Source organism: Streptomyces sp. NPDC017936 (assembly GCF_044328485.1).
GTDB lineage: Bacteria > Actinomycetota > Actinomycetes > Streptomycetales > Streptomycetaceae > Streptomyces.
This window is the reverse complement of record NZ_JBIRHK010000019.1, coordinates 1-26,767: the sequence shown is the minus strand read 5'-3', so window position 1 is coordinate 26,767 and position 26,767 is coordinate 1. Positions and strand designations below refer to the sequence as shown.

The window sequence follows — 26,767 nt, the reverse complement described above, 5'->3', positions numbered from 1 at the left end:
CCGACGACAAGCAGCTGATCTCACTCGGCCGCGGCCTGGTCCGTGACGACGTGGCGGCCGTCCTGATGGACGAGCCGCTCACCGTCATCGACCCGCAGCTGAAGCACTCGCTGCGGCGCAAGATCCGAGAGATCACCGAGCAGTTCCGGCCCACGGTGATCTATGTGACACACGACCAGTACGAGGCGATGAGCTTCGCGCAGGAGCTGCTCGTCATGAAGGACGGCCGCGCCGTGCAGCAAGGCACCCCTGAGCAGTTGTTCGAGGCACCCAGCGCCACCCGCGTCGGCTGCTTCATCGGCTCCCCGGCGATGAACTTCCTGACACCGGACCGCGGCGACGGGCCCTTCGCGCTGGGCGGCCGGCCGCTGTCCGTCGCCTGGGACGTCCCCCGGAGCACGGCCGAGGTCCAGGTCGGCGTCCGGCCGGAACACGTCAAGATCGTCACGGACCCCGGCCCCAACACCTTCCCCGGCCGGCTGCGGGACGTCAGCGACCACGGCGCGCAGCGCGTGCTCGAGGTGGAGGTCGCCGGGCAAACCGTCAGGGCCAAGAGGCCCCGGGAGGAGGGAGTTCCGGTCGGCGAGAACGTCCTGGTGCGCCTGCCGCGCGCCAAGGTCCTTCCGTACGCGGACGGCAAGTTGCTCCTCCGGTCGTGACTCGGGACGCGACGATCCGTCCCCTAGCGGCGACGCGTGCGGAATCGTGGAGTCCGCTCGTCGGCACCGGCCAGCCGCTTTCGTACGATTGCGTCGCCTTGAACCCTGTTTTTCCTGACAGCCCGCCTGCCCTTGGGCTGGGCGCACAGACATCAGCGAAGGAATCCCATGATCTTCATCACGGCCAAGTTCCGGGTCCGTCCCGAGCACGCCGACCGCTGGCCCGAGATCACCGCAGACTTCACCCGGGCGACGCTCGACGAGCCCGGCTGCCTGTGGTTCGAGTGGTCGCGCAGCCTGGCGGACCCGACGGAGTACGTCCTGGTCGAGGCCTTCCGCGACGACGAGGCCGGGGCCGCACATGTGCAGTCCGCGCACTTCAAGGCCGCACAGCGGACGCTGCCGCCGCACCTGGTCGAGACGCCGCGCATCGTCAACGCGACCGTTCCCCAGGACGACTGGTCGCTCCTCGGGGAGATGGCGGTCCCGGGAAAGGCGTAGTCCCCCGTCCGGGCGTCAACGAGCATCGCGCTCAGGCATGACCGACACGGCTGCCCGCTCCGTCCCCGGGGCGGGCGGCCGGGGGCCGGGAGGCCGGCCACGCACGTGAGCCGCATGCCGCAGCGGACGCGCCCTTGGCCCGGACCGCACAGCACCCGTACGCTCACTCACCTACCGACGGGACGGCAGGTCCCCGAGAGCGTCGCACCCGCCCTGTCGCCAGGGAGGTCGCGGCTCGCCGGATCCGCGCCGACCTGGTCGCGCCCCGCCTGATCGACACGCCCATGGGGCGGCAGGCCTCGGCCGGGAGGGCGTCCCGGACAGCCTTCCTCGAGCGCATCGCGCTGGGCCACGGGCACCGCACGGGAAGGCGCAGCAGCCGTCACGTTCCCGCTCTCCGACCGCGCCGCTCACCTCACGGTCGGAGCCTGGTGGTGGACGGCGGGCCCAGTGCCGCATGTCCCACGCCATCCCGGCCGGTCGGCCACGGCCGAAGGGGAGCGGCGAGTCCGCGGGCGACCGGGAGCCCGGTCGTCGCCCCGCGTCGACGTGAACCAGGGCACCAGCACCTCGTGGGCGGCCGGTGCGATGTCGGTCGGGCGGAAGCGGGTGGAGTCCAGCTGACACCGCTGGAGCGCGGGGCGCGCGAAGCGCTCCGCCAGGAAAGCGCCTGCGCGACCGCATCCAGGTCCGGGTGGGGGCTTCCGTCCGCGATCCCCGCCGGATGTCCTCCGCGACACCGTTCCGTCCAAGGCCGAGATGCTCGGCCGTTCAGCCTTGACCCCGTCGGCGCTGCCGACCGCCCCGACGAGGAGCACCGGCAACGCGCGCGCCCGAAGCTCCGGCCGGGCTCGGCCCGCCGGGCGAAGAACTGGTCGAGCTCAGCCCGTACGGCTTCGAGCCACTGATCCGCGCGTATCCGGGCGACGCCCGGAACACGTCGAAGAACGTCTCACGGATATCGGCGACCACGGCTTCCACGAGCCTCGCCGGCGAGGTGAAGCGGTGCTCGACCATGCCTCGGCTCACCGCGGCACGATCGTCGGCCGACCTCACCGTCGGCCCGGGACAGCCCTCCTCCGCAAAAATCTCCACCGCCGCCTCCAGATGACTGCGACGGGAGCCCTCTCGCTGCTCATCACGCCTGGTCGCGGGGCGTGTGGCCGCCTCGCTTCGTTCGCTCACCGGACCCGCAGGACGCCATCGACGGGTCGGTCGTCCGGCCGACCTCCTCTCACCGACGCCGCGACGTCACCATTCGGCCATTTCCCCGTCCGCCGGTGGACACAGGACAGCCTGAATGGAACGCTCGCTCCAGACCGCGGACGGTACCCGGGAGGCACGCCCCGGCCGCGCCGACGCCGTTCCCCGTACGAGCCGCGCATCGCGCACCAGCACAAAGTTCTCGCAGCAGCCGAGCCCTGGTACGCCTGAATTCCTCACCGAGAGGGGTTCCACTTGACTTCCTCACCGCCTCGAGGCCGGGGGTCGCAGCGGTCGCCCGCTGGGCCTCCTGCTTCACCGACGACTGCCCCGTCCGGGACGACTCCCGTTGAGGTCCTGCACCGTCCCAGCTCGCCTGCCTGCTCGTCGGTGAGGCAGAAGCGGTACTCGAACGCCCGCCGGACCTGCTGCATCACGCCTCACATGCCCTCAGTTTCCGCGTGACTCAGGCGCGTCGGCCGATCGCCGGCGACACCGAACCGCCCTGGCGCCGATTCGGCTTTCCCTGCCCCGCTCCGCAGGAGTCCGTTTCCTCCCCGGCCTGAAAGCCGGGGCGTCCACGAAGGAGTCCCGATGAAATCCACAGCCGTCACGGCCGCGACCGCGGTCGTCCTCCTTGCCATCGCCGCACATCCCGCCGCGCATGCCGCCGCCCGTCCCGTCGCCCGTGCCGCCGCTCCCGCGGCCGCCGGGCCCGCGGAGTTCACCGTGGACACCACGTCCGACGCGGTCGACGCCGACGGGTCGGACGGCCGGTGTCTCACCGCCTCGGGCGCGTGCAGCCTGCGTGCCGCGGTGATGGCCGCCAACGCCCGGCCGGGCAGTACGATCACGCTGCCTCCGGGCCACTACCGGCTGACGATCCCGCCCGACCCGCGGCTGATCATCGGCGACCACCCCGACCCCACCACGGGCGACCTGAACGTCGCCGCCCCCGTCACGATCAAGGGCGCCGGCGCACGGTCCACGGTCATCGACGCCAACCACCTGGACCGGGCCTTCCGCATGCAGGCGGACAGCCGGCTGTCCGATCTGACGATCACCGGAGGCGTGACCAGGCAACGCGAACTGCCCATCACCGACACCGGTGGCGGCGCGATCGCCAACGGACATCACATGACGCTGCGACGGGTCGCCGTGACCGGGAACTCGGCCGGCTACGGCGGCGGCATCTTCAACATCCCGGGCTCGCACCTCGATCTGGTCGACAGCACCGTCAGCGGGAACGTCGCGGGAGAGGCCGGGGGCATCAGGTTCGACGCCACCGGCACCGTGACCAACTCGACGATCGCGGACAACCGGGTGACGAACCCCGGTGACCGCCCCGGCAGCCTCGCCGGTTACGGCGGAGGCATCGACATCCGCGGCAGGGGACCCGTGGAGATCCTCAACTCGACCATCACCGGGAACCGTTCCAGCGATGGCGGGGGCGGGATCAACATCGCCCCCGCCTACCTCGACAGCCTGCCCTCACCGATCCCCGATGTCATCGATCTGCCACTGGGGCGCATGACGCTGCGCAACTCCATCGTCGCGGGCAACACCGTCGACGGCGCGCCCGCCGACTGCAAGAAGGCCTTCGCCACCATCACGTCGCAGGGGCACAACCTCGACGGCGACGGCAGCTGCCGACTCGCCGCAGCCGGCGATCTGCCCAGCCGTGCCGCGCTGATCGGACCGCTCGCGGACAACGGCGGCCCCACCGACACCGTCGCCCTGCTGCCCGGCAGCCCCGCCCTGGAGGCGGGCAAGGACTGCACGGCCACGGATCAGCGCGGTGTCGCGCGTCCCCAGGGCGCTTCCTGCGACATCGGCGCCTACGAGCGAACGCCGTGACCCCCGCCCCCCGCACCGGCCCCTGGAGCTACGCATGAGAGCCCCGAGCCTGCGTCCCGCTCTGGCCCGCGCCACAGCCGCCCTGTCGGCCCTGCTGCTGTCACTGACCGTTCCCGCGCCCACCGCCCGCGCCGCCTCCGGCCCCGACACCCTGGTCGTGCGCACCGACCAGGGTTGGGTGCGGGGCGCGGCCGTCCGCGACGGCGGGCGGGTCTTCCACGGAATCCCCTTCGCTGCCCCGCCGACCGGTGTTCTGCGCTGGCGTCCGCCGCGACCCGCGGCGCCTTGGCCCGGCACCCGGGACGCCACCGCCCCGGCCCACCCCTGCCCCCAGTTGCCGCTGACGCTGCTGCCCGACGGCGGCCCCGTCCTGCCCGGCGAGTCCAACCGCACCGGCAGCACCGTGGAGGACTGCCTGTACCTCAATGTCTGGACACCCGCCCGCAGCAGCGGCCGGCGTCTCCCGGTGCTGGTGTGGTTGCACGGCGGCGCGAACGCGTACGGCGCCGGCAGCGACTACGACGGGGCCGCGCTGGCCGCACGGGGTGTGGTCGTGGTGACGGTCAACTACCGCCTCGGGGCACTGGGGTTCCTGTCCCATCCCGCCCTGTCAGCCGAGAGCGCGGACCACGCCTCCGGTGACTACGGTCTGATGGACCAGCAAGCCGCGCTGCACTGGGTACGGCGCACCATCGGCGCCTTCGGCGGCGACCGGAACCGGGTCACCCTCGGCGGCCAGTCCGCCGGATCGGCGGACACCTGCCTCCACATCGCCTCCCCGACCGCGAAAGGCCTGTTCCACCGGGCGATCCAGCAGAGCGGAGCCTGCGCCGGGGGCGGCGGTCTGACGCCCCTCACACTCGACGAGGCCGAACGGCGGGGAAACGGCTTCGCGGCCTCGGTCGGCTGCACCGATCCGACGACTGCGGCCCACTGCCTGCGTGCCGTGCCCACCACCGAGCTCATCCGCGCCACCGGGACAGGGACCGCCTCCCTGTGGGCCCCCAACACCGGTCCCCCGATCCTCCCGCGCCCTCCGGACACGGCGTGGGCCGAGGGACGCGTGAACGCCGTCCCCACGCTCAGCGGCAGCACCCATGACGAGTACCGCTACTTCACCGCGCTGTACGTGGATCTGCTCGGCGGCGGCCCGCTGACCCCCGACTCGTACGCCGCCCTCATCAGGCTCCAGTACGGCAACCGTGCGGGCGCGGTCCTGCAGACGTATCCCGCCTCGGCGTATCCGTCCCCCGATCTGGCCTACTCCGCCGTCGGCACCGATCAGCGGTTCGCCTGCCCGGCACGGGCCGACAGCCGGCTGTACGGCGCCCGGGCGCCCGTCCATGCCTACGAGTTCGCCGACCCCCAGGCACCGCCCTTCATCCCGGCACCGCACACGCCGCAGGGCGCCTTCCACGCCTCCGAACTGGCCTATCTCTTCCCCACGGAGGCACTGGCGCCCCTGACGCCCGCCCAGCGGCGGCTGTCCGCCACGATGACCGCCTACTGGGCCCGCTTCGCCGCCACCGGTGACCCCAACGCGCCCGGGACTCCGCCCTGGCCGCGCCACACGGCCGCCGGGGACCGCATCCAGGTGCTGGCACCGGAGCGGGTCGGCCCGACCACCGGGTTCGCGGCCGACCACCACTGCTCGTTCTGGGACCCCTCCCCCGTTCCTCGGGGAGCCGTGCGATGACATCGGCACTCGCCCTGTTCCGGGACGGGCGCCGGACGCTGCGGCAGGGCCCGGAGGCCCTGGCGCAGCGTCAGCGGGAACGGCTGGCCGCGATGGTCGACTTCGCCCGTTCCCGCTCCCCGTACTACCGCGAGCTCTACCGGTCCTTGCCCGAGCGCGTCGAGGATCCCGCCCTGCTGCCGGTCACCCGCAAGCCGAACCTGATGGCGCACTTCGACGACTGGGTCACCGATCCCGAGGTGACCATCGATCGTGTGCAGGCCTTCATCGCGGATCCCCGACGGGCCGGCGAACGCTTCCTCGGCCGATACCTGGTCACCACCACGTCGGGAACCACCGGCCATCGGGGCCTGTTCCTGCTCGACGACCGCGCGGCGGCGGTGGTCAGGGCCTTGTCGTTGCGGGCCGCCGGGCGCACCCTCACCCCCATGGTGACGGCACGGTTGCTCGCTCATCGGGGTCGGTCGGCGCACATCGTGGCCACCGGTGGCCATCTGGCCGCGTACTCCGTCATCATCCGCACCCGCGCGGCCGGTCGGCTGCCCGCCCGGGGCAGCCGGGTGCTGTCGGTGCACAGTCCGCTGCCGGAGCTGGTGGACCAGCTCAACCGGCAGCGCCCGGTGTTCCTGGCCGGCTACGCCACGGTGATCGCGTTGTTGGCCGGCGAGCAGCTGGCCGGCCGGCTGCGCATCAGCCCGGCCGTGGTGTCGCTGCTGGCCGAGGGGGTCAGTGACCGCGACCACGAGAGGATCCGCTCTGCCTTCGGGGCACACCTGATCAACACCTATGGCTGCAACGAGAGCCTCGCCCTGGCCTACGGCTGTCCGTTCGGATGGCTCCACGTCCACAGCGACTGGCTGATCCTGGAGCCCGTCGACGCAGACCACCGCCCCACGCCGCCGGGCCAGGAGTCCCTCTCCGTGCTGCTGACCAGCCTGTGCCGATGGGCGCAGCCGATCCTGCGCTACGACCTCGGCGACAGCGTTCTGCTGCGTCCGGACGCGTGTCCGTGCGGGGACCCGCTTCCCGCGATCAGGGTGCGCGGCCGCGCGGCCGACCTGTTGTCCTTCCCGCGCGGTGACGGCGGCACCGTGCGTATCGTGCCCATGGCTTTCGAGACCCTCCTGGAGAGGATCCCGGGCATCGACCTGTTCCAGATCGTCCAGACGGCGCCCACGTGCCTGCGGGTGCGGCTCCGCTCCGCCGCCGCAGCCGATGCCGACCAGCTGTGGACGGCGGTGCGAAAGGAGATGGCCGGCCTGCTCACCGCCCACGGTGCGGGCCAGGTGAGCGTCGAACGCGCCCACGAGCCACCCGAGCAGTCTCCGGGCGGTAAGTACCGGGTCGTCATTCCCTGGTCGTGACGCCGTCCGAGGGGGCGTCCTCCCCAGGGACGTCCCCCACCGGAACGCCGTGGTGACGTGCCAGCGCCAGCAACGCCACGCGCAGCGGTCCGGTCTCCAGGACCGTGTCCGGCTCGAACCAACGAGCCACCGCGGTTCCGCTCGCCATCCTCAGGGTGAAGCGCGCCAACTCGTCCGCCACCTCGGGACGGTCACGCAGGGCGAAGACGGAACCCACTGACTCCCTTGCCCAGGCCACCAGCTCGTCGCGGTAGTGACGCACCTCGGCCACGGCCGCAGCGCTGGCGTCCTGCTGCACCAGGCCCAGCCCCAACAGCAGTTTCACGCAGCCCGGTTGGCGCTGGACGGCGACCCCGACCTCCGTGAGAAAGGTGTCCAGACGCTGCGCGACGTCGGCGCCCGGCACCTCGGCCGGGGGCAGGGCCGCCAGCAGTACGGTCCTGGCGCGCTCCAGCACCGCGACGTAGATCCCCTCCTTGCTGCGGAAGTGCCAGTAGATCGAACTGACCGGCAGACCGCATGCGGCGGAGATCATCGAGATGGACGTGGCGGCGTAGCCGTGGCGCGCCATCAGGTCGCCGGCGGTGTCGAGTATCGCGTCACGGGACCGCGCGCCGCGGTCCAGGGCCGGTGCCTCCGTCATAGGGCCGACTCTAGACGAGAGACAGGCCGACGGTGCCTCGGACTCCGCGCCGCCGCGGCGCCCGCACGGTCGCAGCGGCGGTTCCGCGGCCGTCGTTCCCGGCAGGCTGATCGCCGTCGCGCCCGTTCACCGGCCGAGTCCAGGTCGGCCACGGCCGGATGAACGGCGCGCACACGGACCTGCTGCCTCCCAGCGGCGGGGTGACCGGCCCGCGGTCTCGGCGTCACGTGCGAACAGGAAGGTGGCGTTTGCGCACCTGTCCCGGGCCCGGTCTGCGCGTGGGCGTCGCTGTCCGGGCACCAGCGGAGCGAGAAGTTCTCCCTCAGAACGCGGAGTTGGCGAACCAGTGGGTCAGCAGTTGTTCGTCCCCCTCGTGGGCAAGGGCCTCTGCCTCGTAGGGCAGTCGGCCGTAAACGAGCAGGAGCAGGTCGGCCGCGGTTCCCTGGACGGTCGCGTCAGCGGCGGCCGTGGGCGGGTGGGCCGTGTCGAGCCCGAAGCCGTCGGGCCGCAGGCGGACGACCCAGACCTCGTCGCCGTCGGTCACACGGAAGCGGAGGGTCTTGTCGGGGCCGCGCAGGTCGGCCACCTTCGGGGCGAAGAAGGTGGCGAAGGGCAGATTGACGAGGAACTCGTCGATCCCGTCGACCGCGAGCGGGCGGTCGATCGCGGGCCGGCGTCCGAGGGCGAGCTCCGCGTCGGCCCGGTGCAGCAGAGTCTCGAAGAGCATCCGGCGTGCCCAGAACCGGGCGTGCTGGTCGGCGCCCCATGCCCACATCGGCAGGTCCGGATCGGTGGCCGCGAAGGCGTCCGCGGCCACGGTCGCGCTCTCGGCCAGCCAGTCGGCGTATCCGTCCTCCTGGTCCGGGAGCCGAAGGTCCACTTCACGCTTGCGCGGGGGTTCCTGGATGCGCGTCCGCAGCAGGACGGAGAACCAGCGCTGGACGCTGCCCGTGTGCTTGACCAGGTCGGCCAGTGTCCAGCCGGGGCAGCTGGGCACCGCTGCGGTCAGGTCGGTGTCCTTGATCGTTGCGACGAAGCGGGCGGTCTCCGCCGCGACCGCCGTGCGGTGATCGACGGAGGTGAACACGGACGCTCGGTGGGTCCCGTGCTGGGTGTGGTCAGACGTCTTCATCGTGACATGCCTTTCGGGGAGATCGCTGGTTCGACCGGTCCGGGAGCGGCCGTCGGGCGCTGCCGGCCATGCGCACGGACGCGTGGCACGAGGAAGGAGCGGTGACAACGGCGCGCTGACCGGCCTCCTGGAGCCGCCGCGCGACCGACTCGACACCTGACGAGTACGAGGTGCCGTTCCCGGTCGGCGGCGGCGCGTGAAGCGCGGTCACACGAGCTCGGCACCGGCTTCCGCCTCTGCCGGCCCCGCCGCCCCGGAGTCGGCGACCTTCCTCGACACGGGCGTACGAGGCGCATGCGCCGACGTGATTCCGGCGAGGGCCACGGCGACGACCAGGCCGAAGGTCGCTCCGGCGATCACGAAGCTCATCGTGAACCGGCTCTCCTGGGGCAGTGCGGGCCCTCCGTTCGGCAGCGGGATGGTCTTCGACGCCAGCAGCGAGGTGATCACCGCGCTGGCCACGGCGCTGCCGACCGATCGGGAGATGGAGTTGATGCCGTTGGCGATGCCTGACTGGTGGGCCGGGACGCTGGCAACGATGAGCGCGGGCATGGAGGCGTAGCCGAAGCTGATCGCGAGACCGATGACCATGCCCGCGCCGATCACCGAGGCGGTCGCATCGTGCGCGACGCTCAGCCACGTGAAGCCGAGCACTCCGAAGCAGGCCCCGGCGGCCAGGGTGAAGCGTGCGCCGAGTCGGCGCACCAGTACGCCGCCGAGCTGGGCGCCCACGAGCGAGACGAGTGTGGTCGGAAGCAGATACACGACGGACGCTTCGAGCACGGACGCGCCGAAGCCGTAGCCCGTGACGTCCTCGGGCATCTGCACGAGGTACGAGACGCCGATGAACTGGGCGAACATCGCAAAGCCCAGCAGCAGCCCGGCCACGTTGGTGAAGAGAACAGGCCGGTGGGCGAACATCTTCATGTCCACCATGGGCTCCTTGACCCGGCGCTCGGTGATGACCCACACGACGGCCATGACGACCGCGCCGGCGAAGGAGCCGAGAGTGCGGCCGGACGCCCATCCCCACTCGTGCCCCTGCGAGACAGGCAGGAGCAGCAGTACCAGCAGCATCGCCAGGGTGACCGCGCCCAGCCAGTCGGTCCGTCCTCCCGTCGTGCTCCGGGAAGCGGGCACCGCGAACAGCACACCGGCCAGGGCCACCACCGCGAGGACCACGGCGAGCCAGAAGACCCGGTGGTAGTCGGGGTCGGAGCCGCGGGTGAGGAGCCCCGCGCCGACCAGCGCGAGCCCGCTGCCGAACGCGAGCGTGCCACTGACCAGGGCCATGGCGCCGTGCAGCTTGTCCGGCCTGATCTCCTCGCGCAGGACGGAGAGGGCCAGCGGAAAGATCGCGGTTGCCGCACCCTGCATCACCCGGCCGACGATCAGCCACGTCAGCGAGGTGGTGGTGGCCGCGAGCACCGATCCCGCGATCATCACGAGCAGTACGCCTACGAGGGTGGACTTCTTGCCGTGCTGGTCGCCGAATCGGCCGAGCAGCGGGGTGAAGACCGCGGCTGACAGAAGCGTGGCGGTGGTCACCCAGCTGACGTTCGCCGTAGTGGCCCGCAGATCGCTCTGGATGATTCCCAGGATCGGGACGACCAGGGTCTGCATCATCGAGACGACCATCGCGGCGAGGCCTAGCACCAGGACGACCACGGCGTCTGCCGGCTGCCGTCGGGGCGCCGTGTGCTGCGTATGGGACACGGAATCTCTTCCCTGAGTGAGGGCTCGACGAACTACTTGAGAACATCGAAGCTTGAGAACTTCAAGTAATGGCCCAGACCGTAACCACCGATATTTGAGATCGTCAAGTTTCGGGGCGTAGGGTGAGGCCCATGACAGCACCCTCCCGCGTCGACACCGCCCGGCTCATGGAGCTGCTCTCGGTGTCACTGGCTGCCTACTACGGCGACTTCACGGTCGCCGCCGCGAGCGAGAACCTCACGGCCAGCCAGGGCAAGACACTCAACGTGCTGCGCCGGGGACCCGCCTCCATGAGCGTGCTGGCCACCACGTTGACCTGCGACGCCTCCAACATGACCGGGATCATCGACCGGCTGGAGAAGCGCGGCTTGGTGCGCCGCGAGCCCAGCCCTTCCGATCGGCGGGTCAAGAACGTCCTGCTCACCGACGAGGGCGAGCGGGTCATCGACGTGATTCGCGGGAAGATGCACCACACGCTCGCCGGGCTGAGCCGACTCAGCGAGCAGGAGCAGGACACCCTGTACGCGCTGCTGGAGCGCGCCTTCGTCGCGCGGCCCGCGACCGCCTGACCCTCCGGTCGTCCTGCGGGGCGCGGGCTGCCGGGAGCGGACGCGAAGAGCCGGCCGGGCGGCCCGGCCGATCCCAGGCGGCTCGCCGAGGACGGCGAGCCGCCCAGCACCTCCGCGCCCCGATCCGTCCGGCGCGTCCGGACGGATCGGATCCCCTCCTTCTCGGGTGCCTGCAGGCTCCTTCTCAGGTGCCTGCAGGCCGGCCCGGACCGGGGACGGTACGGAACCGGAAAGGCTCCGGGTCACGGCCGGGCTGGATGAACCAGCACTCCCCCGTGCCGTCACCCGTGACGATCCGCAGCACCGTGTCCGCCACGACCTCAGCCGGGATGATCGGCAGTTCCTGTTCGGAGAGCATGCCGCGCAGCGGATCGATGATCCGCGACTCCGCGAAGCCCGGGCAGACGGCGTTGAAGCGCACGTTCTCCGCGGCAAGAGCCGGCCCCAGGGAGCGCGCGAGCCCCACGACCGCGTGCTTGTTGGCCGCATAGAGGGGATCGAGCGGTACGGCCGTCAGACCCGCCAGGGACGCGGTCGCCACGATCACCCCGCCGCCCCGGGCCCGCAGCGCCGACAGCACCGCATGGGTGCCGAAGACCACACCGTCGAGATTGGCTCCCATCGCGCGACGGTAGCGCGCCAGGTCGAAGTCCTCACCGAGGCCGCATCCGGTCGCCACCCCGGCGTTGAGCAACGCGATGTCCACCCCGCCGCACTGCTCCAGGGTGTAGTCCACGAGCGCGCGGTTCGCCTCGGGGTCGGAGACGTCACAGGCGCGGAAATGACCGCCGACCATGTCGGCCACCTCGCGGCCGCCCCGCGCGTCGAGGTCCGCGACGACCACGCGCGCCCCCGCCTTCGCCAGCGTCAGTGCCGTGGCCCGGCCCAGTCCGCCGGCACCGCCGGTGACGACGGCCACCTTGCCCTGCAGCGGGGCGCCGTCCGTCTGCCCCGGCCGGGCGACGACGTCGTCCTCGACGACGCTCACGCCAGCTCCAGGACGAGCTTGCCGACGTTCTCCCCGCGGAAGAGCATCCCCAACGTCTCGGGGAAGTCGTCCACGCTTCCGGTCACCACGTGTTCCTTGACCTTGATGCGGCCGGCGCCGATCCAGGCGGAGATGTCCTGCGCGGCCTGCGCGTAGCGCTTGGCGTAGTCGAAGACGACGAAGCCCTCCATGCGGGCGCGGCGCACCAGCAGCGAGAGGTAGTTGGACGGGCCCTTCACCGGCGTGGCGTTGTTGTACTGGCTGATCGCACCGCAGACCACGACGCGCGCGTGCATCGCCAGCCGCGTCAGGGCCGCGTCGAGGATGTCCCCTCCGACATTGTCGAAGTAGACGTCGATGCCGTCGGGGGCCTCCCGGCGCAACGCCTTCCTGACGTCCTCGGCGCGGTAGTCGATCGCCGCGTCGAATCCCAGTTCGTCGATGAGCATGGCGCACTTCTCCGGCCCTCCGGCGATGCCCACGACCCGGCAGCCCTTGGCCTTGGCGATCTGACCGGCGATGGTGCCGACCGCTCCGGCCGCCCCCGACACCACGACGGTCTCACCGTCCTTCAGCGCTCCGACGTCCAGCAGACCGAAGTAGGCGGTCATGCCGGGCATGCCCAGCGCTCCGAGATACGTCGAGGGCGGGGCGAGGGAGGTGTCGATCTTCAGGGCGCCCTTGCCGTCGGAGACGGCGTACTCCTGGACGCCGAAGGTGCCGACCACGTGGTCACCCGGCTGGAAGTCGGGGTGGTCGGACGCGGTGACCTCGATGACCGATCCGGCGCGCATCACCTCGCCGATGCCCACCGGCGGCAGGTAGGAGGGCCGGTCGTCCAGCCAGCCCCGCATCGCCGGGTCCAGGGAGATGACGCGCGTCCGGCCTACGAACCGGCCCGGGCCCGGCTCGTCGACGGGCTCTGAACAGTGCTGCCAGTCATCGGGTTTGACCTCGCCCACGGGGCGGGCTGCCAGACGGATCTGGCGGTTGGTCGCAGACATCGCGCCTCCTGTAGTTCACGGCTTCGCCGCAGGGTACCGACCGGTAGGTATGCCAGGGTGCGTGACGTTCACCACAAGCCGAGCCGTACCGCCCCCGAAACGTGACATGACCCGCCTGGACATCGACCACCTGCCCAGCGGCGCGGCGGCAAGTACGCGATGGTCCCGCTCGGCTTCTCCTACCGCCGACAGACCGTGCAGCAGACGCCGAAGGGCTTCGACTGGCAGGTGCCGCCCGCCCCCGCGGGAGCCGAGGGGCTCACCCAGGGCGTCAGCCCGCAGCCGCTGTCCATCGCCGAGGACAGCCCGCACCAGCGGGAGGCCGCCGAGTTCGTCGGCTTCCTGCCCCGCCCCGACAACATGGTGCGCCTGGCGCTCGGCGACTGGATGCCGCCCACCGGCGCCGAGGCGCTGAAGGACCGCGCCCTGCGCACGCCCGAGGACGACTGGAACATCGGCACCGCCCTCGCCACACATCTCCAGCCGGCGCCCGCCCCGTCGGTGCGGGGCTGTCCGGCGTGGAAGGACAAGGTCGCCACTCCCGCCTTCCAGAAGTACTGCAGCGGCGCCATCGACCTCGAGGAGCTGCGCGAACGGCTGGAGGAGGACGGGAACCCGGTGCTGGCGCGCTATCAGCGGTGAGGAGGGTTGCGCAGCACTCCTGTGGGTTCCGCCGTGTCGGGTTCGGGGACTTTCGGGAGGCAGGAGTGGGTAGTCTCACTCGGTGGTGGACATCACTCGGGCGGAGTTGCGTTCCTGGCTGTCGCAGCTGACCACAGAGCCCATTGACCCATACCGGGAAGGGGGCGAGGCGCGGTACGTCGCCCTGGAGGACTCGGGGCGCGACGCCGTCGACTCGGTCTTCTCCCGGATCAGCCTTGCGGTCGACGCGACGACCCAGCTGTTGTCCGGGCCGGAGGGGTCGGGCAAGACGACCGAGCTGTACCGGCTGCAAGGCATGTTGCGCGACGAGGGCCACACGGTGGTACTCGTGCAAATCTCCGACTATGTCAATCAGTCCTCGGAGATCGATGTCACCGAGTTCATCATCGCCCTGGGCCTGGCGTGCGGCCGACAGCTGGGTGATCCCGGGGCCGGGGAACAGGAGAGCTTCGTACGGCGGCTGTGGGGATTCCTGCAACGGGTCGGGGTCTCGTTGGACCTCGGCCCGTTCCGGGGGGAGATTTCCGCGGACCGGGCGCGGGCGGCCGTCGCCGGGGTGTCGTTGGAGGTGGACCTCCAACGGGAGCTGAAGAGCAGCAAGCCCTTCGTCGAGGAGCTGCGGGAGAAACTCTCGTTCCAGGTGGGGGCGTTGTACGAGGAGGTCGCCGACTACATAGGCGGGCTGGTGGCAGCCGACCGGGCGCGGCGACCGGAGTCCGCCGGTGTCGTGGTCATCGTGGACAGTCTGGAGAAGCTGCGCGGCACGATCGCCAACGACAACTCGGTGCAGGCCTCCGTGCAGGCGCTGTTCGTCCACCACAGCAGCAAACTGCGGTTCGCCACACACCACATGGTGTACACCGTGCCCCCGTTTCTGCTGTTCACCGACCCGGGCATGCTGCCGTACGACGGCACGGTCCGTGCGGTTCCCGTGCCGCCGGTGCGCAGCCGTCTCGGTGAACGGGACGCAAAGGCCCAGCGGATCCGCGCCAATCTGGTCAGTGCGGTCTCCCGCCGCATCCCGTGGGAGAGCCTCCTCGAGGAGGAAGCCGCCCTGGACCGGATCATCTCCGCATCCGGAGGGCACCTTCGCGACCTGTTCAAGATCCTCCAGGAGTTGATCACGCTCGCTCACGCGCAGCGGCTCACCTTTCCGGTGGGGACGGACATCGCCGAGGAGGCGATCATCCGAGTGGGCCGCGGGTTCTCCAACATCACCAATGAGGATGCGCAGTTCATGCGGTTGATCCACGGCAGACGGGGTCTCGTGGAACCGCGGGAGAGCGAGGTGCACCGGCTGGCCCGGCTGATGAACACCCACATGGTGCTCGCTCATCTCAACCATGAGAACTGGTACGAAGTGCACCCGCTGGCCTGTCGCACACTCGGCCTGGAGTGAGGACCGCCACGGGAACAGCGTGAGGGACAGGGGGGATCGACGGTGCTGTCGGCGTGGGCGGAGCAAGCGTGGGAGCAGATCCGTGGGCAGCTGGACCTGCGTTCCGGCCTCTGGACGGGCTGGGTCTTCTCCGACGACCGTACGACCTTATCGGAGTTGCTGCGACGCTCCGGCGAACACACGCGCGGGCTGGCCGTTCATACCATGCACCGGGAGTTGGCCGGCGACGACGAAGTCAGGGGTGCTCCGGAATGGCTGCTGGGCCTGGTCGGGCTCACGGAGACGCCACTGGCGGCCGTCTGGCTGACCGACCCCGGCGGACGGGACACGCCCGGACATCGCAACGCCTGGTCGCAGGCGTTGGTCAGGCTGGAGGAGACGCGTGACCTGCTGGGTGAGGCGCTGCCCTGCGGCGTTCTGATCGGCGGGCCGCCCTGGCTGCTGTCTCTGGTCCGTGATCTCGCCCCTGGTCTGTGGACCCTGCGGGCGGTCGTGGCTTCTGCCGAAGGCTCCGCTCCGTTGCTCAGTGCCTCCGGCGACGGAGGTGCTGGTGGCGTCGGCGAGAATTCCGTGCAGCCCTCGGGCGACGAGGCGCTGCGGGACTGGCAGAGCGTCCTGACCCTCGAACTCGCTCTCGCAGATGCCGTCGAGCCGTCCGCCGAGTTGGTGGATCAGGTGACACAGGCGGTGGCGGACCAGCCGGAAGGTCCTGGCACGGGACTGGCCGAGACCGTTGTCACCGGCATGGAGCGAGCGCGGGACGCGACCGATCGCGCGTGGTGCTACGCCTGGCTTGCGCAACTGCGCAGCCGACAGGGCGATCTGGTCGCCGCGCAGGACCTCGCGACGAGGGCGCTGGGCTGCGGTCGTCCCCTTGGGCCGGAGATGACCGCCGATCTCCTGTACCTCGTCGCTGCCGGCGGCTCGCCGTCCGCCGTGCCCGCCTCCCGACTCTGTCTGGAGCTGAGCAGAGCTCAGTTGGCCGCAGCCGGGAAGAGCCCGGAGGAAGCCCACGAGGCCCTCGGCCGACTGTGGTCCGACCTGATGAACGCGGCACGATGTGATGCCGAGCAGAGCGTCCTCCATCTGGAGGAAGCCCTGACCGTGGCTCGCACCCTGTACCGGGAGCACGGGTCGAGCCTCGACCACCTGGAGGACGTGGCGAAGACCGCGGCCGAGCTGGCGCATGCGCTGGTGTACCAGGCCCGCGAACCGGACCGCGCGCATGAGTTCGCCACCGAGTCCGTCCGCCTCGCCCGGGAGCTCGTCGTGCGCAGCGGGGACGACGACGAGGGCAGGAACCTGCTGGGCTCCCACCTGTGGACGCTGGCGCGGGTCGAAGAGGCGCGGCAGCGGCCGGACGCTGCCCTGCGCGCCTACGGAGAGGCATTCGAGGTGAAGTACGCCCTGTTCGGACGGCGGGTGAAGGTGCCACCGCACAAACTCGCCGCCCTGTGCCTGGAGTTCGGCACGGCGCAGCTGAACCAGGACCTGGTCGAGGAGGGGGCCGACAAGCTGGCCTACGCCCTCGAACTCTCCCGCCATGCCTATGACGCTCACGAAGAGACGCTGCCCACGATGGTCGGGCTGGCCGATGCGCTGTCCGCCATGGCGCGCGTGCACGCCATCCGGGGACGCATCGACGACACCTACGAAGCCCTCGCGGAGTCGGTGCGGCTCTCCCGTCGGCTGGTCGAGCGGTCGGGTCCCCGCCACCGAGCCGCGCTGCACCAACGCCTGACGCTCTTGGGTGACGCCGCGCTGGCGCGGAACCGGCACGAGGAAGCCTCCCGGCTCTACGACGAGGCCCTGTGGATCAGGCCGACGGACGACGAGCTGCTCGAGGGGTTCACCTTTCCCGACCTGGTGATGCGGCAGATGAAGGCCGGTATGGCTGCCGCCGGTATCGTGCGGTACGCCGACGCCGAGTCGTCCACCGATGGGGAGGCGGACCCCACAGCACCGGTGGAGCGGCGCTGTCCCCTGCACAGCATCCCGCCCGGCGCCAGCGACCTGGCCGCGTTGCGCGGCCTGTGGACGACACTGAACGCGTTTCCGGCCGTCCATTCCTGCCGCGACATCGAGGTCCATGCCGAGGCGGTGGTCAGCGCCCGCCGCCTGGCCGCCTCGCTGGGCGACACCCCCCTGGCGCTCGGCGCGTTGTGGCGAGCCCTGTATCACCACGCGATGCTCCTCGTCGACAGCGAGCCTGACACCGCGATCGACACGCTCGGCGAAGCCGCCCGAGTCGCCGAAAGCCTGCACGCCCGGGTCGGCGACGTGCCCAGCGTCCTACTGGGGCTCTACACCATCTACGACCGGATCACGGATGTCCCCATCTGGTCCCGCAGCGCGGTCGATTCCGTCAGCGGCGAGGTCATGACCCGTGCCCACGAGTGGCTGAACCACTACATGGAGGTCGTCGACCACCGTCCGGGAGCGTTCCTCGGCCCCGGTGACCGGCCACCGCCTCCACCCGTCGAGATCCGATATCCCAAGCTGCGCCGGTGGCGGCTGCTGCGCGACCTGCTGCGCGCGGTGCTGCGCGACCTGCGGCACCCTCAGTGAGCCGCAAGGACGGGGTGACCCGGCGGCTGTGCGCGTCGGTCCCTCTCGACGACGACTTCGCCTTCGAGGCCGACCGCGACCTCCCCGGGGACCGGCTGACCGCGATCGGGCCAACCCTCGGCGTGAACTTCGTGGCCCTCGCCCGGCACGCGCGCGTGGCCGGGCGGCGCCGGCTCGGACTCGCGTCGGTGGTGTCCCTGCTGATCGGGCTGGGCGGACTGACCGGCGGCGTCGGATCGGTCGCGCAGGTCGGTCTGTACGGCCCCGTCGGCATCCTCGCGGCCTGCTGGTGGCTGGTCCACCGCGCGCAGGCCCGGGCCCGCGCGGTGGACCAGGAGGTGTACCGCGACCCGGACAGCGCCGAGAAGCTCGCCCGCCGGTCGAACCGGAGGCGGAGGCCTGGCTCCAGGAACACGCGTACAAGCGCGCCAACGTCCTGCAGTACGCCGACGCCGCCGCGCTCACCAACCCGCTCGTCGGCAGCGGCACCGCGATCAGGAAAGCGGCGTCTGGCAGCCCGTCGACGTCAGCAAGCCCGCCGAGGGGCCGGGCGGCGGCAGGCTCCCCATGAAGCCCTTCGACGCCATCGACCTGCACACCTATGTGGTCCGGCACATGGAGGGCGCCTCCGGCCTCGACGGACTGCGGGTCGAGAACCGGCTCTACGTCCTCGGCAGCAACGCCCACCTGCTCGGCGAACTGGTGCCCGACCGCACCCGGCGCCCGACCGCCCGGATCCCCAAGCAGCTCGTCCAGGCGGACCTGCTCAAGCCGGGCGCGGGCATGCGGACCCATCTCCGCCTGGAGCGGGTCGGGGACGGCGGACGGACGCCGAGCTCGTGGAGCCTTGGTGCGACAGCCAGGTCTCGGCGTTGAGGGTGCCACGGCCGTCGACGGCTCACGGGCTCACGGCGCGTGCGGTGAGCCGGCGCGGGTCGCTCCGGGAGTACTGCGACCACTCGGTCGGGTGCAGCAGCAGGAAGGAGCCGCGACTGGAGGCCCTGCGCGAGTGGTGGGCCGACGCCTGGGGCGACGGCGGCTTCCTGCCCGATCGCTGGGAGGACCTGCGCCGCGCCCCCGAACTCGGCTGGCACGGCATGGCGAACTTTCTCCGGACTGCGAGGTGTCTCATGAGACACCGGCGGCGGATCTGCCTCTCTCACCGCCAAGTCATTGGCTCGGCCTGCACTGGCGGCCGTGCCCCGCCGGTCAGCAGACCGTCAGCACGAACCATCGGTGCCCTGAAGGCGAGAACCCTTGTTCCTTGTGACTGGCAGTGCCGTCATCTTCCTGTGACTGTTCCTCTTCGCGTGGGTCGGCTGGCGGTGGCGGAGCATCCACCGCTGAGGCGTGGGCCGGGCTCTTCCATCCGTCACAGCGACACGTGCAACAGGAGCGGGAACGCCAACTCGTCCTCCGGGACGACGCCGAATCCGGTGCTCCCCCCAGCTCTGTTGACCTCGACGCCGGCAAGGCGGTTACCCGCCCCGTGCAGAGCGCCACGAGCAGGTACGACGCGCCGTAACGGTTCGTTACCTCACCATCCGTCCGTGCACGACTGCCAGTAGTTCTCGGATTCCTCCCCGTGCATCCGCTGAGCCGGCAGAAGCTGGTCGTCCTGCCGGACTGTTTCCCCGGCACCAGCACCGGGTCCATGCCTTGGCGGCCGACAGCCGATCAGCAGGTCGGGGTGGTCTGCTTGCCGACCACCGCCGTAGGCGCATGAGTTCGGAGTGTATTTCTACTCCAGCAGCTTTTTCATGGCGCGGTAACGTGCCAACACCCCCTGGGAATGACCAGCTGCCGTGGAGCAGGACAACCGGAGGATCATCCATGCCCCGAGAGGCGCCGTACCTCGCAGTAGCCGACGTGCTGCGCGCACGGATTCTCGCAGGAGAGTGGGAGATCGGGGAGCGCCTGCCGTCCCGGGCACGGCTCGCCGTGGAGTACGGGGTCGGACGCAACGTCATGCAGAGGGCCATGGACCGTTTGATCATCGACGGTCTCCTCGAAGGACGCGCCGGCTCTGGCACCTACGTTCGCATGCCGCGAGAGCGCCTGCGGCTGATCCGCTCGCGGCACCGGGAACGCCGGGAGGGCTCTCCTCCCTGGCGGGACAGGAGGGAGCGGGGCAGGGCCGACGCCTGGGATTCACACAGCCAAGTGCGCGTCCCCGCCCCCGAGCCGATCGCCGAGCGGCTCGCCATCAGTCCCGGGGATCCCTGTGTCCATACGCATTACGAGTTCCTCGCCGACGGGCAGCCTGTCCAGCTTTCCGCATCCTGGGAGCCGATGGCTATCACGGATGGAACGCCGATCGTGCTGCCCGAGAAGGGTCCCCTGGCAGGTAAGGGGGTGGTCGAGCGCATGCGTTCCATCGGCGTGGCCATCTCGACCGTGGTCGAGGTGCCGCGCCCGGCTCGTGCCACCCAGGCGCAGGCGAACCTTCTGGGGATCAGCGTGGGAGACCTCGTGCTGCAGATCGAGCGGACCATCTTCGACGCGGACGGACGTCCGGTGGAAACGGCCGACATGGTCATCCCGGACATGCGCCGGGAAGTGGTCTACGAGTTCGGAGTCGACCGTCCGTAGTCATTGAAGTCGTTCAGAGGGATATCGAAAATTCGACAGCAGGGTATTCCATGGCGAAATCCTCCCGGCTCGGCCTCATGCGCAATCGAGACTTCGGGCGATTGTTTGCCGCCACCGCGCTCGGTCAGTCAGGCGACCGCATCATCTTTCTGGCCCTGCCTCTGGTTGCCATAGCGGAATTATGTGCCGACGAGTTCCAGGTGGGCTTACTGACCGCGATGACTTCGGCAGGATCGCTCCTGGTCGGGTTGCCGGCGGGCGCGTGGGTGGACCGCATGCGGAAGCGATCGGTGCTGATCAGCACTGATCTCGCTCGCGCGCTGTTGCTCTCGACGGTTCCGGTGGCTTGGTGGGCGGGTGTTCTCACCATCTGGTGGCTCTGTGCAGTCGCCTTGGTTCATGGAGTCTTGACCGTCTTCTTCGATGTTGCGTACGTCAGCTATCTCCCGCACCTGGTGGGACGTGGAAATCTCGTGGAAGGAAACTCAAAACTGTCGGCCGTACGCTCGGTGACCAGTATCAGCGGGCCGACGGTGGCGGGGCCACTGGTCGGCCTGGTTGGAGCTCCGGCAACGCTTTTGGTGAGTTCGGCCGGGATGGCCATGTCGGGGCTGCTCGCGATTACCATCCGGAAACGCGAAGAGAAGCCCGAGCCGAGCGAGCGTCCTCAATTGGCTCGCGAGATCAAGGAGGGGCTGAAGTTCGTGGTCAAGTACCCTGCCCTCCGTGCGATCATGCTGGGGGATGCGGTATTCAACCTCTTCCTGGTCATGTATCAGACCATGTTGCTGGTCTTTTTGGAGCGGGAGATCGGTCTCCAGTCCTTTGGGCTCGGCCTCATTTTCTCGGGGATGGGTTGCGGTGCCTTGCTGGGTGCGCTGTTGGCAACCAGGGTCTCCAAGCGGGTGGGGCACGGCCCGGTCATCTGGCTGGCGTCGCTGGTCAGCTGTCCGTTGACCGCGCTCATGCCGTTGGCGCGAGCGGGTTGGAGCGTGTATGTGGCTGCGATCGGACTCGCGGCTCTGTCGCTGGGCGGAGTCGTCCGCGTGGTGGCTCAGTCGAGCTTCCAGCAGGCCCTGACGCCGGATCGGCTTCTGGGTCGGATGAGCGCAACGGCTCGGTTTGTTTCCTGGGGTGGCATTCCTCTTGGTGGGCTTCTGGGTGGAGCCTCGGGCTCTGTGTTCGGAGCGGCAGGCACTTTGTGGATCGGTGCAGTGGGTATGACGCTGAGTTTCCTTCCCAACTTCCTGTCGCCGCTTCGAACAATGCGCACGTTGCCCACGGAGAAGGCCCCTGAGTTCGCATGTTGAGGTGACGCTGACAGCGGCTGACACAATGACCTGGGTTGTCGGTGGGTGATCAGGCAGCAGGCGAGTTCGAGGAAGGCTTCGTGGATGTCGGCTCGTCTCTCCCAGCGGATGCGGAGCCGCCGGTAGCCGTGGAGCAGGCGATGGTGCGCTCGACCACCCACCGGTAGGTGCCCAGTCCGGTGCCGTGGAGGGTTCCGCGTCGGGCGATGGCGGGGATGACGCCGCGGGCCCGGACCTGGTCCCGGTAGACGTCGTGGTCGTAGCCGCGGTCGGCGAACACCGAGTCGAACCTGCGGCGTGGATGTCCGACCCTGCCGCGCACGGGCGGGACTGCGTCGAGCAGGGGCATCAACTGGGTGACGTCGTTGCGGTTGCCGCCGGTCAGCAGGACGGCGAGCGGGGTGCCGTGTCCGTCGGTGATGACGTGGTGCTTCGATCCCGGCCGGCCCCGGTCGACCGGCGACGGGCCCGTATGGAGCCCCCTTTCAACGCCCTGACGTGCGAGGAGTCGACCACGCACCTCGACCGGTCCAGGTGTGCCGCCGCATTCAGTTCTGCCAGGAGAACTTCGTGGAGCCGCTGCCACACGCCGGCCTCGTTCCCGTCCCGCAGCCGCCGCCAGCACGTCATCCCCGACCCGAACCCCGGCTCCCGAGGGAGGCGTTCCCACTGGATCCCGGTGTGCATGACGTACAAGATCCCGCACGGCACTTCCCGGTCCGGCAACGGTTTCCGCCCCGGGTACCTGAACCTCCTCGGCCGCTGCAGCAGCAGCGGCTCCAAGCGGTCCCACAGTTCATCCGGCACGATCCACGGCGACGCCCCCATGCCCGACTGAACGCTCGACTCCCGCCATGGGCACGGCCAGCAGCACCGATCCACCTCATTGTGTTAGCCGCTGTTACACCGTCAGCCGCGCGCGCTGCGGGCCAGCCAGGGCGTCAGGTTGAAGTCCGGGATCAGCTCCTTGTAGGTCTCATCGCCGGGCAGCGGCACGATGAGCCACTGGCCGGGGGGAAACAACCGGCCCTTCGTAGAGGCAAGTCCGCCGTAGACGGACCTGAGAAACGCAGGAACGGAGTCGCGGGGGACGTCATGGAACTCCACACCGTCGACGGTGATCTTCGCGTCGTCCTCGGGGAAGAACTGGACACTCACCGACGGCGATCCCCCCAGCTCCACGAACGCCTCGTGCGGCAGCGAACCGTCGGAGTCGAGCACCGTGAAGAGTTCGGCCGACGTACGGCGCGACGTCTGGTCCGCGCCGATGTCGTCGGTGACCGACATTGACACTGCGAATTCCTCTGCGATCTCGCGTATCGCGACGACAGCGGCCTCGGTGGTCGGCAGGTGCACTTTCTCCATGACTTGATCGTGCCCGACGGAGAAGACGGGCACGAGCAGGTTTTCGGACCGGCCCCGACCCCGACCACCGCAGATGGCTACCGGCAACCGCTCGTCCGAGAGCCATCAGAAACGCCCTGTTGCTGGCTGGTGGAGGGCGCAGACGACAGAGATGCGACCAGGCGCGGAAAGAACGTGCCCAACGTGACAGACACAGCGCATAGCGATCTACCTGGAGGTTTACTTGCCCACCCCTGGACAGGCGGGGCTGGGTGCTGCTGCACGCGGGCAAGGCCACCGACCGGCCCGCGCTGCGCGTCCCGCTGGTCGCCCGCACGATCCGCGGCCGCGACCTGGTCACCGGTGCGGTGATCGGCGTCGCCCGTCTCACCGACTGCCACCAGGGCCCCGACGGCTCCCCGCCGTGCTCAAAGTGGGCGCAGCCCGGGGCCTGGCACCTGGTGCTCGCCGACGTCCGCGAGTTGCCGCTTCCGGTGCCCGCCGACGGGCAGCTCGGTCCGTGGAAGCCCACGCCGGACCTGGTGGCCCGCGTGTTTCAGCAGCTGCCCGGCTTCCGGCCGTGACCCGCACGCGGGGCAGGAAGCCGCTGTTCGAGCCGGGGCTCATCCCGGCTCCCGGTGGCCTGCTGCACTGGCGCGACGGTCGGCACTGCGACCGGTGGCAGGACCTGCCGTGCGTGCTGTGCGAGCGGCCCACGCCGATGCGGTCCCCCTACGAAGAGCCCGTGCACAAGGCGTGTGCCGAGGCCTGGATCGCCGCGAACCCCGCCGAAGCCAGCCTGGGCCGGTTCGCCTCCGACGCCCAGCCCAAGCGTCGGCACAACGATGACCACGCCTGACGCCCCCTCTCCTCCCCCACATCTCTTCGCGGCGCCGGCCACGCCCGGTGCCCGCCCCCGTATGTATGGAAGGACCCTTCATGGCGACCTCTCCTTTCACCGACCGGCCGACGCTCACCGTCGGTCAAGCCGTCACCCTGACCCTGCTGCGTGACGGCTACACCCAGCGGGCCGTCCAGGCCGGCACCGGCGTCGCCCCCGGCGACCTGTACCGGCTGGCCGCCGTGCACGGCATCAGTGCTCCGCACGGCACCAGCGAGGGCCACGCCTGCCACGCAGCCCGCGGCGAAGACCCCTGCGGGCCGTGCGAGACGGCCCGGGCCCGTGCCGACTCCCGCGCCCGGGCCCAGCAGCGCAAGAAGACCCCGCCCGCTCTGCGCGCCCGCCTGCTCACCGGCGCCCGCCGCACGGCGGTGACCCGATGAGCACCGAGACCGACGCCCGCATCGCCTTCCCCCGCGCCGACGCGCCCCTGGCCTGCCAGGCCCACCCGCAGTGGTTCGCCCACGAGCAGACCAGCGCCCCGGCCGAACCGCCAAGCTGCCCAGGTGGCCTGCCTGGTTCAGCCCTGGAGGGTGGCGAGCCAGTCGGTCAGCAGGCGGTTGACCTCGTCGGGGCGCTCCTGCTGGATCCAGTGGCCGCAGGCGTCCAAGAGGTGGGAGGCCGACAGACCGGGGAGGGTGGTGGGGTAGGCGTCGATGGCGTCGGACATCCAGGTGGTGGAGGCGTCCAGGGCGCCGCCGATGAACAGGGACGGCTGCTCGATCGGGGCTCCGCGGTGCGGGGCGAGTTCTTCCCAGTCGCGGTCCATGTTGCGGTAGCGGTTGAGGGCGCCGGTCAGGCCGGTGCGCTCGAACTCCCCGGCGTAGACGTCGAGGTCGTCCTTGCTCAGCCAGGCCGGGAGGACCCCCGTGGGGAAGCGGTCGCGCAGCCGGCCGCCGGCACGGGCGACGAAGTGGGGGTCGGGCTCGCCCTGGGCGGGCATCGTGTCGGCGGACAGGGCCGCGTAGAAGCCCGCGAGCCAGCCCCGCACGTCGGGCTCGATCTCCGCCTCGGCGCGGCCGGGCTCCTGGAAGTAGGAGACGTAGAACTCCTGTTCGGGGCCGCCGATCCGGCCGAAGATGTCGGTCGGGCGCGGGCCGCCGGGCGGCGCGTAGGGGACGCTCAGCAGGCCGACGGCACGGAAGACCTCGGGGCGGAGCAGGGCCGAGGCGGAGGCAATGTTGGCGCCCCAGTCATGGCCGACCACCACCGCGCTCTCCTCGCCGAGGGCACGCACGACGGCGACGTTGTCCTCCACCAGGTCGAGCATCCGGTAGGCGTCGGTCGCCTCCGGCTTGGAGGAACGGCCGTAGCCGCGCACGTCGATCGCCACCGTCCGGTAGCCGGCCGCGGCGAGGGCCGGGAGCTGGCGGCGCCAGGAGTACCAGGACTCGGGGAAGCCGTGGACGAGCAGGACCAGCGGGCCGGTGCCCTGCTCGACCAGGTGCAGGCGCCCGGCCGGGGCCTCGACGGTGCGGTGGCGGAGCTCGGCGGTCGGCTCGGGCTGCATGGGCTTCTCCTCGATTCGCGGGCGGACGCGGCTACCCGTCGATCATGCGGCGCGGCACCCGCCCGACGCGATCAGCCTTGCCCTTCTGGCAAACTCGCAGGACAGAACGGTGGAGCGGCACGGCAAGAAGGAGCGGGAAAGGTGGCAGTCGACGACGTGGACGGCACACTGGCCGCGATGGGGCCCCGGTTGCGGGCCGCGCGCGAGCACCACAGCGCGACGCTCGCCGGTGTCAGCTGCGCGACCGGCATCTCGACCAGCACGCTGTCCCGGATCGAGACCGGCCGGCGCAAGCCCACCCTGGAGGTGCTGCTGCAGCTGTCGAAGGAGTACGGCGTCTCCCTGGACGAACTGGCCGGCACCGCGCCCGCCCCCGCGGCCGAGCCGCGCGCTACGGCGCCGCTGAGCTTCGGGGATGACAAGGCGGTACTGCCGTTGACCCGGTACGTCGGCGGCCTGCACGCCCACAAGCACGTCCTGCCCGCTGTCGAGGGTCCGCCCGCGCGGCCGCGGCAGGTCTCCCACGAGGGCCACGTGGCTGTGCGTCCTGTACGGGCGGCTGTGGCTCGCGCTCGGCGACCAAGACCTCGTCCTGACTGCCGGGGACGTCGCCGAGTTCGACACCCGCACCCCGCATGGGGTGGCGAGCGCCGGCTCCGGCGGGCCTGTTGAGTACCTGATCATGTTCGGGCCCCAGGGCGAGCGCCTACGGCCGCGCACCTCTCCGGCCGTTGGCCGCGGGAACCGCCAGCCGGATCGCGCCCAGGCCGGCCGCGAAGCGCAGCCGTAGGACCCGGAACCCGTTCCGACAAGACAGCGAAACCGCGACGTGCGCGCAGGTTCGCGGCCAAGGGCCGCCCAGATTCCTGGAACCCTCGCGCTTGCGCCCGCACCGACGGCAAGGCGTCCTTGCTCCTCGCCTTCACCGGCGCCGCGCTCGCCGAGCTCGCGTCCGTCGCCGACCAGGACCTGCCGCCCATGGCCCGGGCGTTCGGCTCCATGGCCGTCCTCGCCTTCGGTGCGGCGGCGGCGCTGCTGCTCCTCGTTGTCCGCCCCCCAGCCTCAGCGGCACCGACCGGGCGTCCTTCCCCTACCGGGCGCGGCTCGACGAAGAGGAGAGCCGCACCTGCACGGACGGCGACATCCGC

Annotated in this window: 21 protein-coding genes and 5 pseudogenes; 18 read left to right on the top strand and 8 right to left on the bottom strand. The window is 70.7% G+C overall.

What is annotated here, in order from left to right:
* The first annotated feature begins 50 nt into the window (after positions 1–50).
* The 5 genes from ACH4F6_RS32350 (at position 51) to ACH4F6_RS32330 (ending at position 7,280) form a co-directional block, all read left to right on the top strand.
* Complete coding sequence (locus ACH4F6_RS32350; protein ID WP_397963938.1) at positions 51–659, top strand: TOBE domain-containing protein; 609 nt, start codon at positions 51–53, stop codon at positions 657–659.
* Positions 660–827: 168 nt separating this feature from the next.
* Complete coding sequence (locus ACH4F6_RS32345; protein WP_397963937.1) at positions 828–1,160, top strand: putative quinol monooxygenase; 333 nt, start codon at positions 828–830, stop codon at positions 1,158–1,160.
* Positions 1,161–2,957: 1,797 nt separating this feature from the next.
* Positions 2,958–4,220, top strand: coding sequence for a choice-of-anchor Q domain-containing protein (locus ACH4F6_RS32340; RefSeq protein ID WP_397963936.1), 1,263 nt, complete (start codon positions 2,958–2,960; stop codon positions 4,218–4,220).
* Between the two features lie 34 nt (positions 4,221–4,254).
* Positions 4,255–5,916 (top strand): carboxylesterase/lipase family protein, encoded by a 1,662-nt coding sequence (locus ACH4F6_RS32335; protein ID WP_397963935.1) that lies wholly within the window; start codon positions 4,255–4,257, stop codon positions 5,914–5,916.
* Positions 5,913–7,280, top strand: coding sequence for a phenylacetate--CoA ligase family protein (locus ACH4F6_RS32330; protein WP_397963934.1), 1,368 nt, complete (start codon positions 5,913–5,915; stop codon positions 7,278–7,280). The genes ACH4F6_RS32335 and ACH4F6_RS32330 overlap by 4 nt, the downstream gene beginning before the upstream one ends.
* Here ACH4F6_RS32330 and ACH4F6_RS32325 read toward each other — a convergent pair.
* From ACH4F6_RS32325 to ACH4F6_RS32315, 3 genes are all read right to left on the bottom strand, one after another.
* Positions 7,264–7,923 (bottom strand): TetR/AcrR family transcriptional regulator, encoded by a 660-nt coding sequence (locus tag ACH4F6_RS32325; protein WP_397963933.1) that lies wholly within the window; start codon positions 7,921–7,923, stop codon positions 7,264–7,266. The genes ACH4F6_RS32330 and ACH4F6_RS32325 overlap by 17 nt on opposite strands.
* A 322-nt stretch (positions 7,924–8,245) precedes the next feature.
* Positions 8,246–9,055: a maleylpyruvate isomerase family mycothiol-dependent enzyme gene (locus tag ACH4F6_RS32320; RefSeq protein ID WP_397963932.1), complete on the bottom strand. Its 810-nt coding sequence runs from the start codon at positions 9,053–9,055 to the stop codon at positions 8,246–8,248.
* Between the two features lie 207 nt (positions 9,056–9,262).
* Entirely contained in the window at positions 9,263–10,771 is a 1,509-nt protein-coding gene (locus ACH4F6_RS32315; RefSeq protein ID WP_397963931.1) for an MFS transporter, read from the bottom strand.
* A gap of 131 nt (positions 10,772–10,902) precedes the next feature.
* Between ACH4F6_RS32315 and ACH4F6_RS32310 the strand changes: the two genes are divergently transcribed.
* Positions 10,903–11,340: a MarR family winged helix-turn-helix transcriptional regulator gene (locus tag ACH4F6_RS32310; protein ID WP_397963930.1), complete on the top strand. Its 438-nt coding sequence runs from the start codon at positions 10,903–10,905 to the stop codon at positions 11,338–11,340.
* Positions 11,341–11,524: 184 nt separating this feature from the next.
* Here the strand turns inward: ACH4F6_RS32310 and ACH4F6_RS32305 are convergent, their stop codons facing one another.
* Together ACH4F6_RS32305 and ACH4F6_RS32300 are read right to left on the bottom strand one after the other, a co-directional pair.
* Positions 11,525–12,328 (bottom strand): SDR family NAD(P)-dependent oxidoreductase, encoded by an 804-nt coding sequence (locus ACH4F6_RS32305; RefSeq protein ID WP_397963929.1) that lies wholly within the window; start codon positions 12,326–12,328, stop codon positions 11,525–11,527.
* Positions 12,325–13,332 (bottom strand): NADP-dependent oxidoreductase, encoded by a 1,008-nt coding sequence (locus ACH4F6_RS32300; protein ID WP_397963928.1) that lies wholly within the window; start codon positions 13,330–13,332, stop codon positions 12,325–12,327. The genes ACH4F6_RS32305 and ACH4F6_RS32300 overlap by 4 nt, the downstream gene beginning before the upstream one ends.
* A 144-nt stretch (positions 13,333–13,476) precedes the next feature.
* On the opposite strand from ACH4F6_RS32300, the pseudogene ACH4F6_RS32295 reads away from it, so the two are divergent.
* The 7 genes and pseudogenes from ACH4F6_RS32295 to ACH4F6_RS32265 form a co-directional block, all read left to right on the top strand.
* Positions 13,477–13,974 (top strand): annotated as a pseudogene (locus tag ACH4F6_RS32295) (extracellular solute-binding protein); the annotation flags it as partial.
* A gap of 82 nt (positions 13,975–14,056) precedes the next feature.
* A complete protein-coding gene (locus ACH4F6_RS32290; RefSeq protein ID WP_397963927.1) occupies positions 14,057–15,394 on the top strand; it encodes a hypothetical protein in 1,338 nt (445 codons plus the stop codon).
* Between the two features lie 216 nt (positions 15,395–15,610).
* Positions 15,611–17,962, top strand: a complete 2,352-nt coding sequence (locus tag ACH4F6_RS32285) for a hypothetical protein (RefSeq protein WP_397963926.1) — start codon at positions 15,611–15,613, stop codon at positions 17,960–17,962.
* A 567-nt stretch (positions 17,963–18,529) separates the two neighbouring features.
* A complete protein-coding gene (locus ACH4F6_RS32280; protein ID WP_397963925.1) occupies positions 18,530–18,838 on the top strand; it encodes a hypothetical protein in 309 nt (102 codons plus the stop codon).
* Positions 18,839–19,238: 400 nt separating this feature from the next.
* Positions 19,239–19,487 carry a DUF6191 domain-containing protein gene (locus ACH4F6_RS32275; protein WP_397963924.1) on the top strand — a complete coding sequence of 83 codons (249 nt, stop codon included), beginning with the start codon at positions 19,239–19,241 and terminating at the stop codon, positions 19,485–19,487.
* 308 nt (positions 19,488–19,795) lie between these two features.
* Complete coding sequence (locus ACH4F6_RS32270; protein WP_397963923.1) at positions 19,796–20,554, top strand: GntR family transcriptional regulator; 759 nt, start codon at positions 19,796–19,798, stop codon at positions 20,552–20,554.
* Between the two features lie 50 nt (positions 20,555–20,604).
* Positions 20,605–21,864 (top strand): MFS transporter, encoded by a 1,260-nt coding sequence (locus tag ACH4F6_RS32265; protein WP_397963922.1) that lies wholly within the window; start codon positions 20,605–20,607, stop codon positions 21,862–21,864.
* A gap of 26 nt (positions 21,865–21,890) precedes the next feature.
* Here the strand turns inward: ACH4F6_RS32265 and ACH4F6_RS32260 are convergent.
* Positions 21,891–22,692 (bottom strand): annotated as a pseudogene (locus ACH4F6_RS32260) (IS5 family transposase); the annotation flags it as partial.
* A gap of 81 nt (positions 22,693–22,773) precedes the next feature.
* Positions 22,774–23,229, bottom strand: a complete 456-nt coding sequence (locus ACH4F6_RS32255) for a hypothetical protein (RefSeq protein WP_397963921.1) — start codon at positions 23,227–23,229, stop codon at positions 22,774–22,776.
* Between the two features lie 239 nt (positions 23,230–23,468).
* On the opposite strand from ACH4F6_RS32255, the pseudogene ACH4F6_RS32250 reads away from it, so the two are divergent.
* The 3 genes and pseudogenes from ACH4F6_RS32250 to ACH4F6_RS32240 form a co-directional block, all read left to right on the top strand.
* Positions 23,469–23,792, top strand: a pseudogene (locus tag ACH4F6_RS32250) (hypothetical protein); the annotation flags it as partial.
* Positions 23,789–24,067, top strand: coding sequence for a hypothetical protein (locus ACH4F6_RS32245; RefSeq protein ID WP_397963920.1), 279 nt, complete (start codon positions 23,789–23,791; stop codon positions 24,065–24,067). The pseudogene ACH4F6_RS32250 and the gene ACH4F6_RS32245, both read left to right, overlap by 4 nt.
* An 80-nt stretch (positions 24,068–24,147) precedes the next feature.
* A complete protein-coding gene (locus ACH4F6_RS32240) occupies positions 24,148–24,492 on the top strand; it encodes a hypothetical protein (protein WP_397963919.1) in 345 nt (114 codons plus the stop codon).
* Positions 24,493–24,629: 137 nt separating this feature from the next.
* On the opposite strand, the gene ACH4F6_RS32235 is transcribed toward ACH4F6_RS32240, so the two are convergent.
* Positions 24,630–25,619 carry an alpha/beta fold hydrolase gene (locus tag ACH4F6_RS32235; protein ID WP_397963918.1) on the bottom strand — a complete coding sequence of 330 codons (990 nt, stop codon included), beginning with the start codon at positions 25,617–25,619 and terminating at the stop codon, positions 24,630–24,632.
* A 141-nt stretch (positions 25,620–25,760) separates the two neighbouring features.
* On the opposite strand from ACH4F6_RS32235, the pseudogene ACH4F6_RS32230 reads away from it, so the two are divergent.
* Positions 25,761–26,409: pseudogene (locus ACH4F6_RS32230) on the top strand (helix-turn-helix domain-containing protein).
* Between the two features lie 119 nt (positions 26,410–26,528).
* Positions 26,529–26,767: pseudogene (locus ACH4F6_RS32225) on the top strand (hypothetical protein); the annotation flags it as partial.

Excerpts from the sequence above, each read along its gene's own strand:
- ACH4F6_RS32270 (WP_397963923.1), top strand. The coding sequence starts at position 19,796 with ATGCCCCGAGAGGCGCCGTACCTCGCAGTAGCCGACGTGCTGCGCGCA.
- ACH4F6_RS32235 (WP_397963918.1), bottom strand. The coding sequence starts at position 25,619 with ATGCAGCCCGAGCCGACCGCCGAGCTCCGCCACCGCACCGTCGAGGCC.
- ACH4F6_RS32255 (WP_397963921.1), bottom strand. The coding sequence starts at position 23,229 with ATGGAGAAAGTGCACCTGCCGACCACCGAGGCCGCTGTCGTCGCGATA.
- ACH4F6_RS32340 (WP_397963936.1), top strand. The coding sequence starts at position 2,958 with ATGAAATCCACAGCCGTCACGGCCGCGACCGCGGTCGTCCTCCTTGCC.
- ACH4F6_RS32320 (WP_397963932.1), bottom strand. The coding sequence starts at position 9,055 with ATGAAGACGTCTGACCACACCCAGCACGGGACCCACCGAGCGTCCGTG.
- ACH4F6_RS32330 (WP_397963934.1), top strand. The coding sequence starts at position 5,913 with ATGACATCGGCACTCGCCCTGTTCCGGGACGGGCGCCGGACGCTGCGG.
- ACH4F6_RS32335 (WP_397963935.1), top strand. The coding sequence starts at position 4,255 with ATGAGAGCCCCGAGCCTGCGTCCCGCTCTGGCCCGCGCCACAGCCGCC.
- ACH4F6_RS32280 (WP_397963925.1), top strand. The coding sequence starts at position 18,530 with ATGAAGCCCTTCGACGCCATCGACCTGCACACCTATGTGGTCCGGCAC.
- ACH4F6_RS32240 (WP_397963919.1), top strand. The coding sequence starts at position 24,148 with ATGGCGACCTCTCCTTTCACCGACCGGCCGACGCTCACCGTCGGTCAA.
- ACH4F6_RS32300 (WP_397963928.1), bottom strand. The coding sequence starts at position 13,332 with ATGTCTGCGACCAACCGCCAGATCCGTCTGGCAGCCCGCCCCGTGGGC.
- ACH4F6_RS32345 (WP_397963937.1), top strand. The coding sequence starts at position 828 with ATGATCTTCATCACGGCCAAGTTCCGGGTCCGTCCCGAGCACGCCGAC.
- ACH4F6_RS32310 (WP_397963930.1), top strand. The coding sequence starts at position 10,903 with ATGACAGCACCCTCCCGCGTCGACACCGCCCGGCTCATGGAGCTGCTC.
- ACH4F6_RS32265 (WP_397963922.1), top strand. The coding sequence starts at position 20,605 with ATGGCGAAATCCTCCCGGCTCGGCCTCATGCGCAATCGAGACTTCGGG.
- ACH4F6_RS32325 (WP_397963933.1), bottom strand. The coding sequence starts at position 7,923 with ATGACGGAGGCACCGGCCCTGGACCGCGGCGCGCGGTCCCGTGACGCG.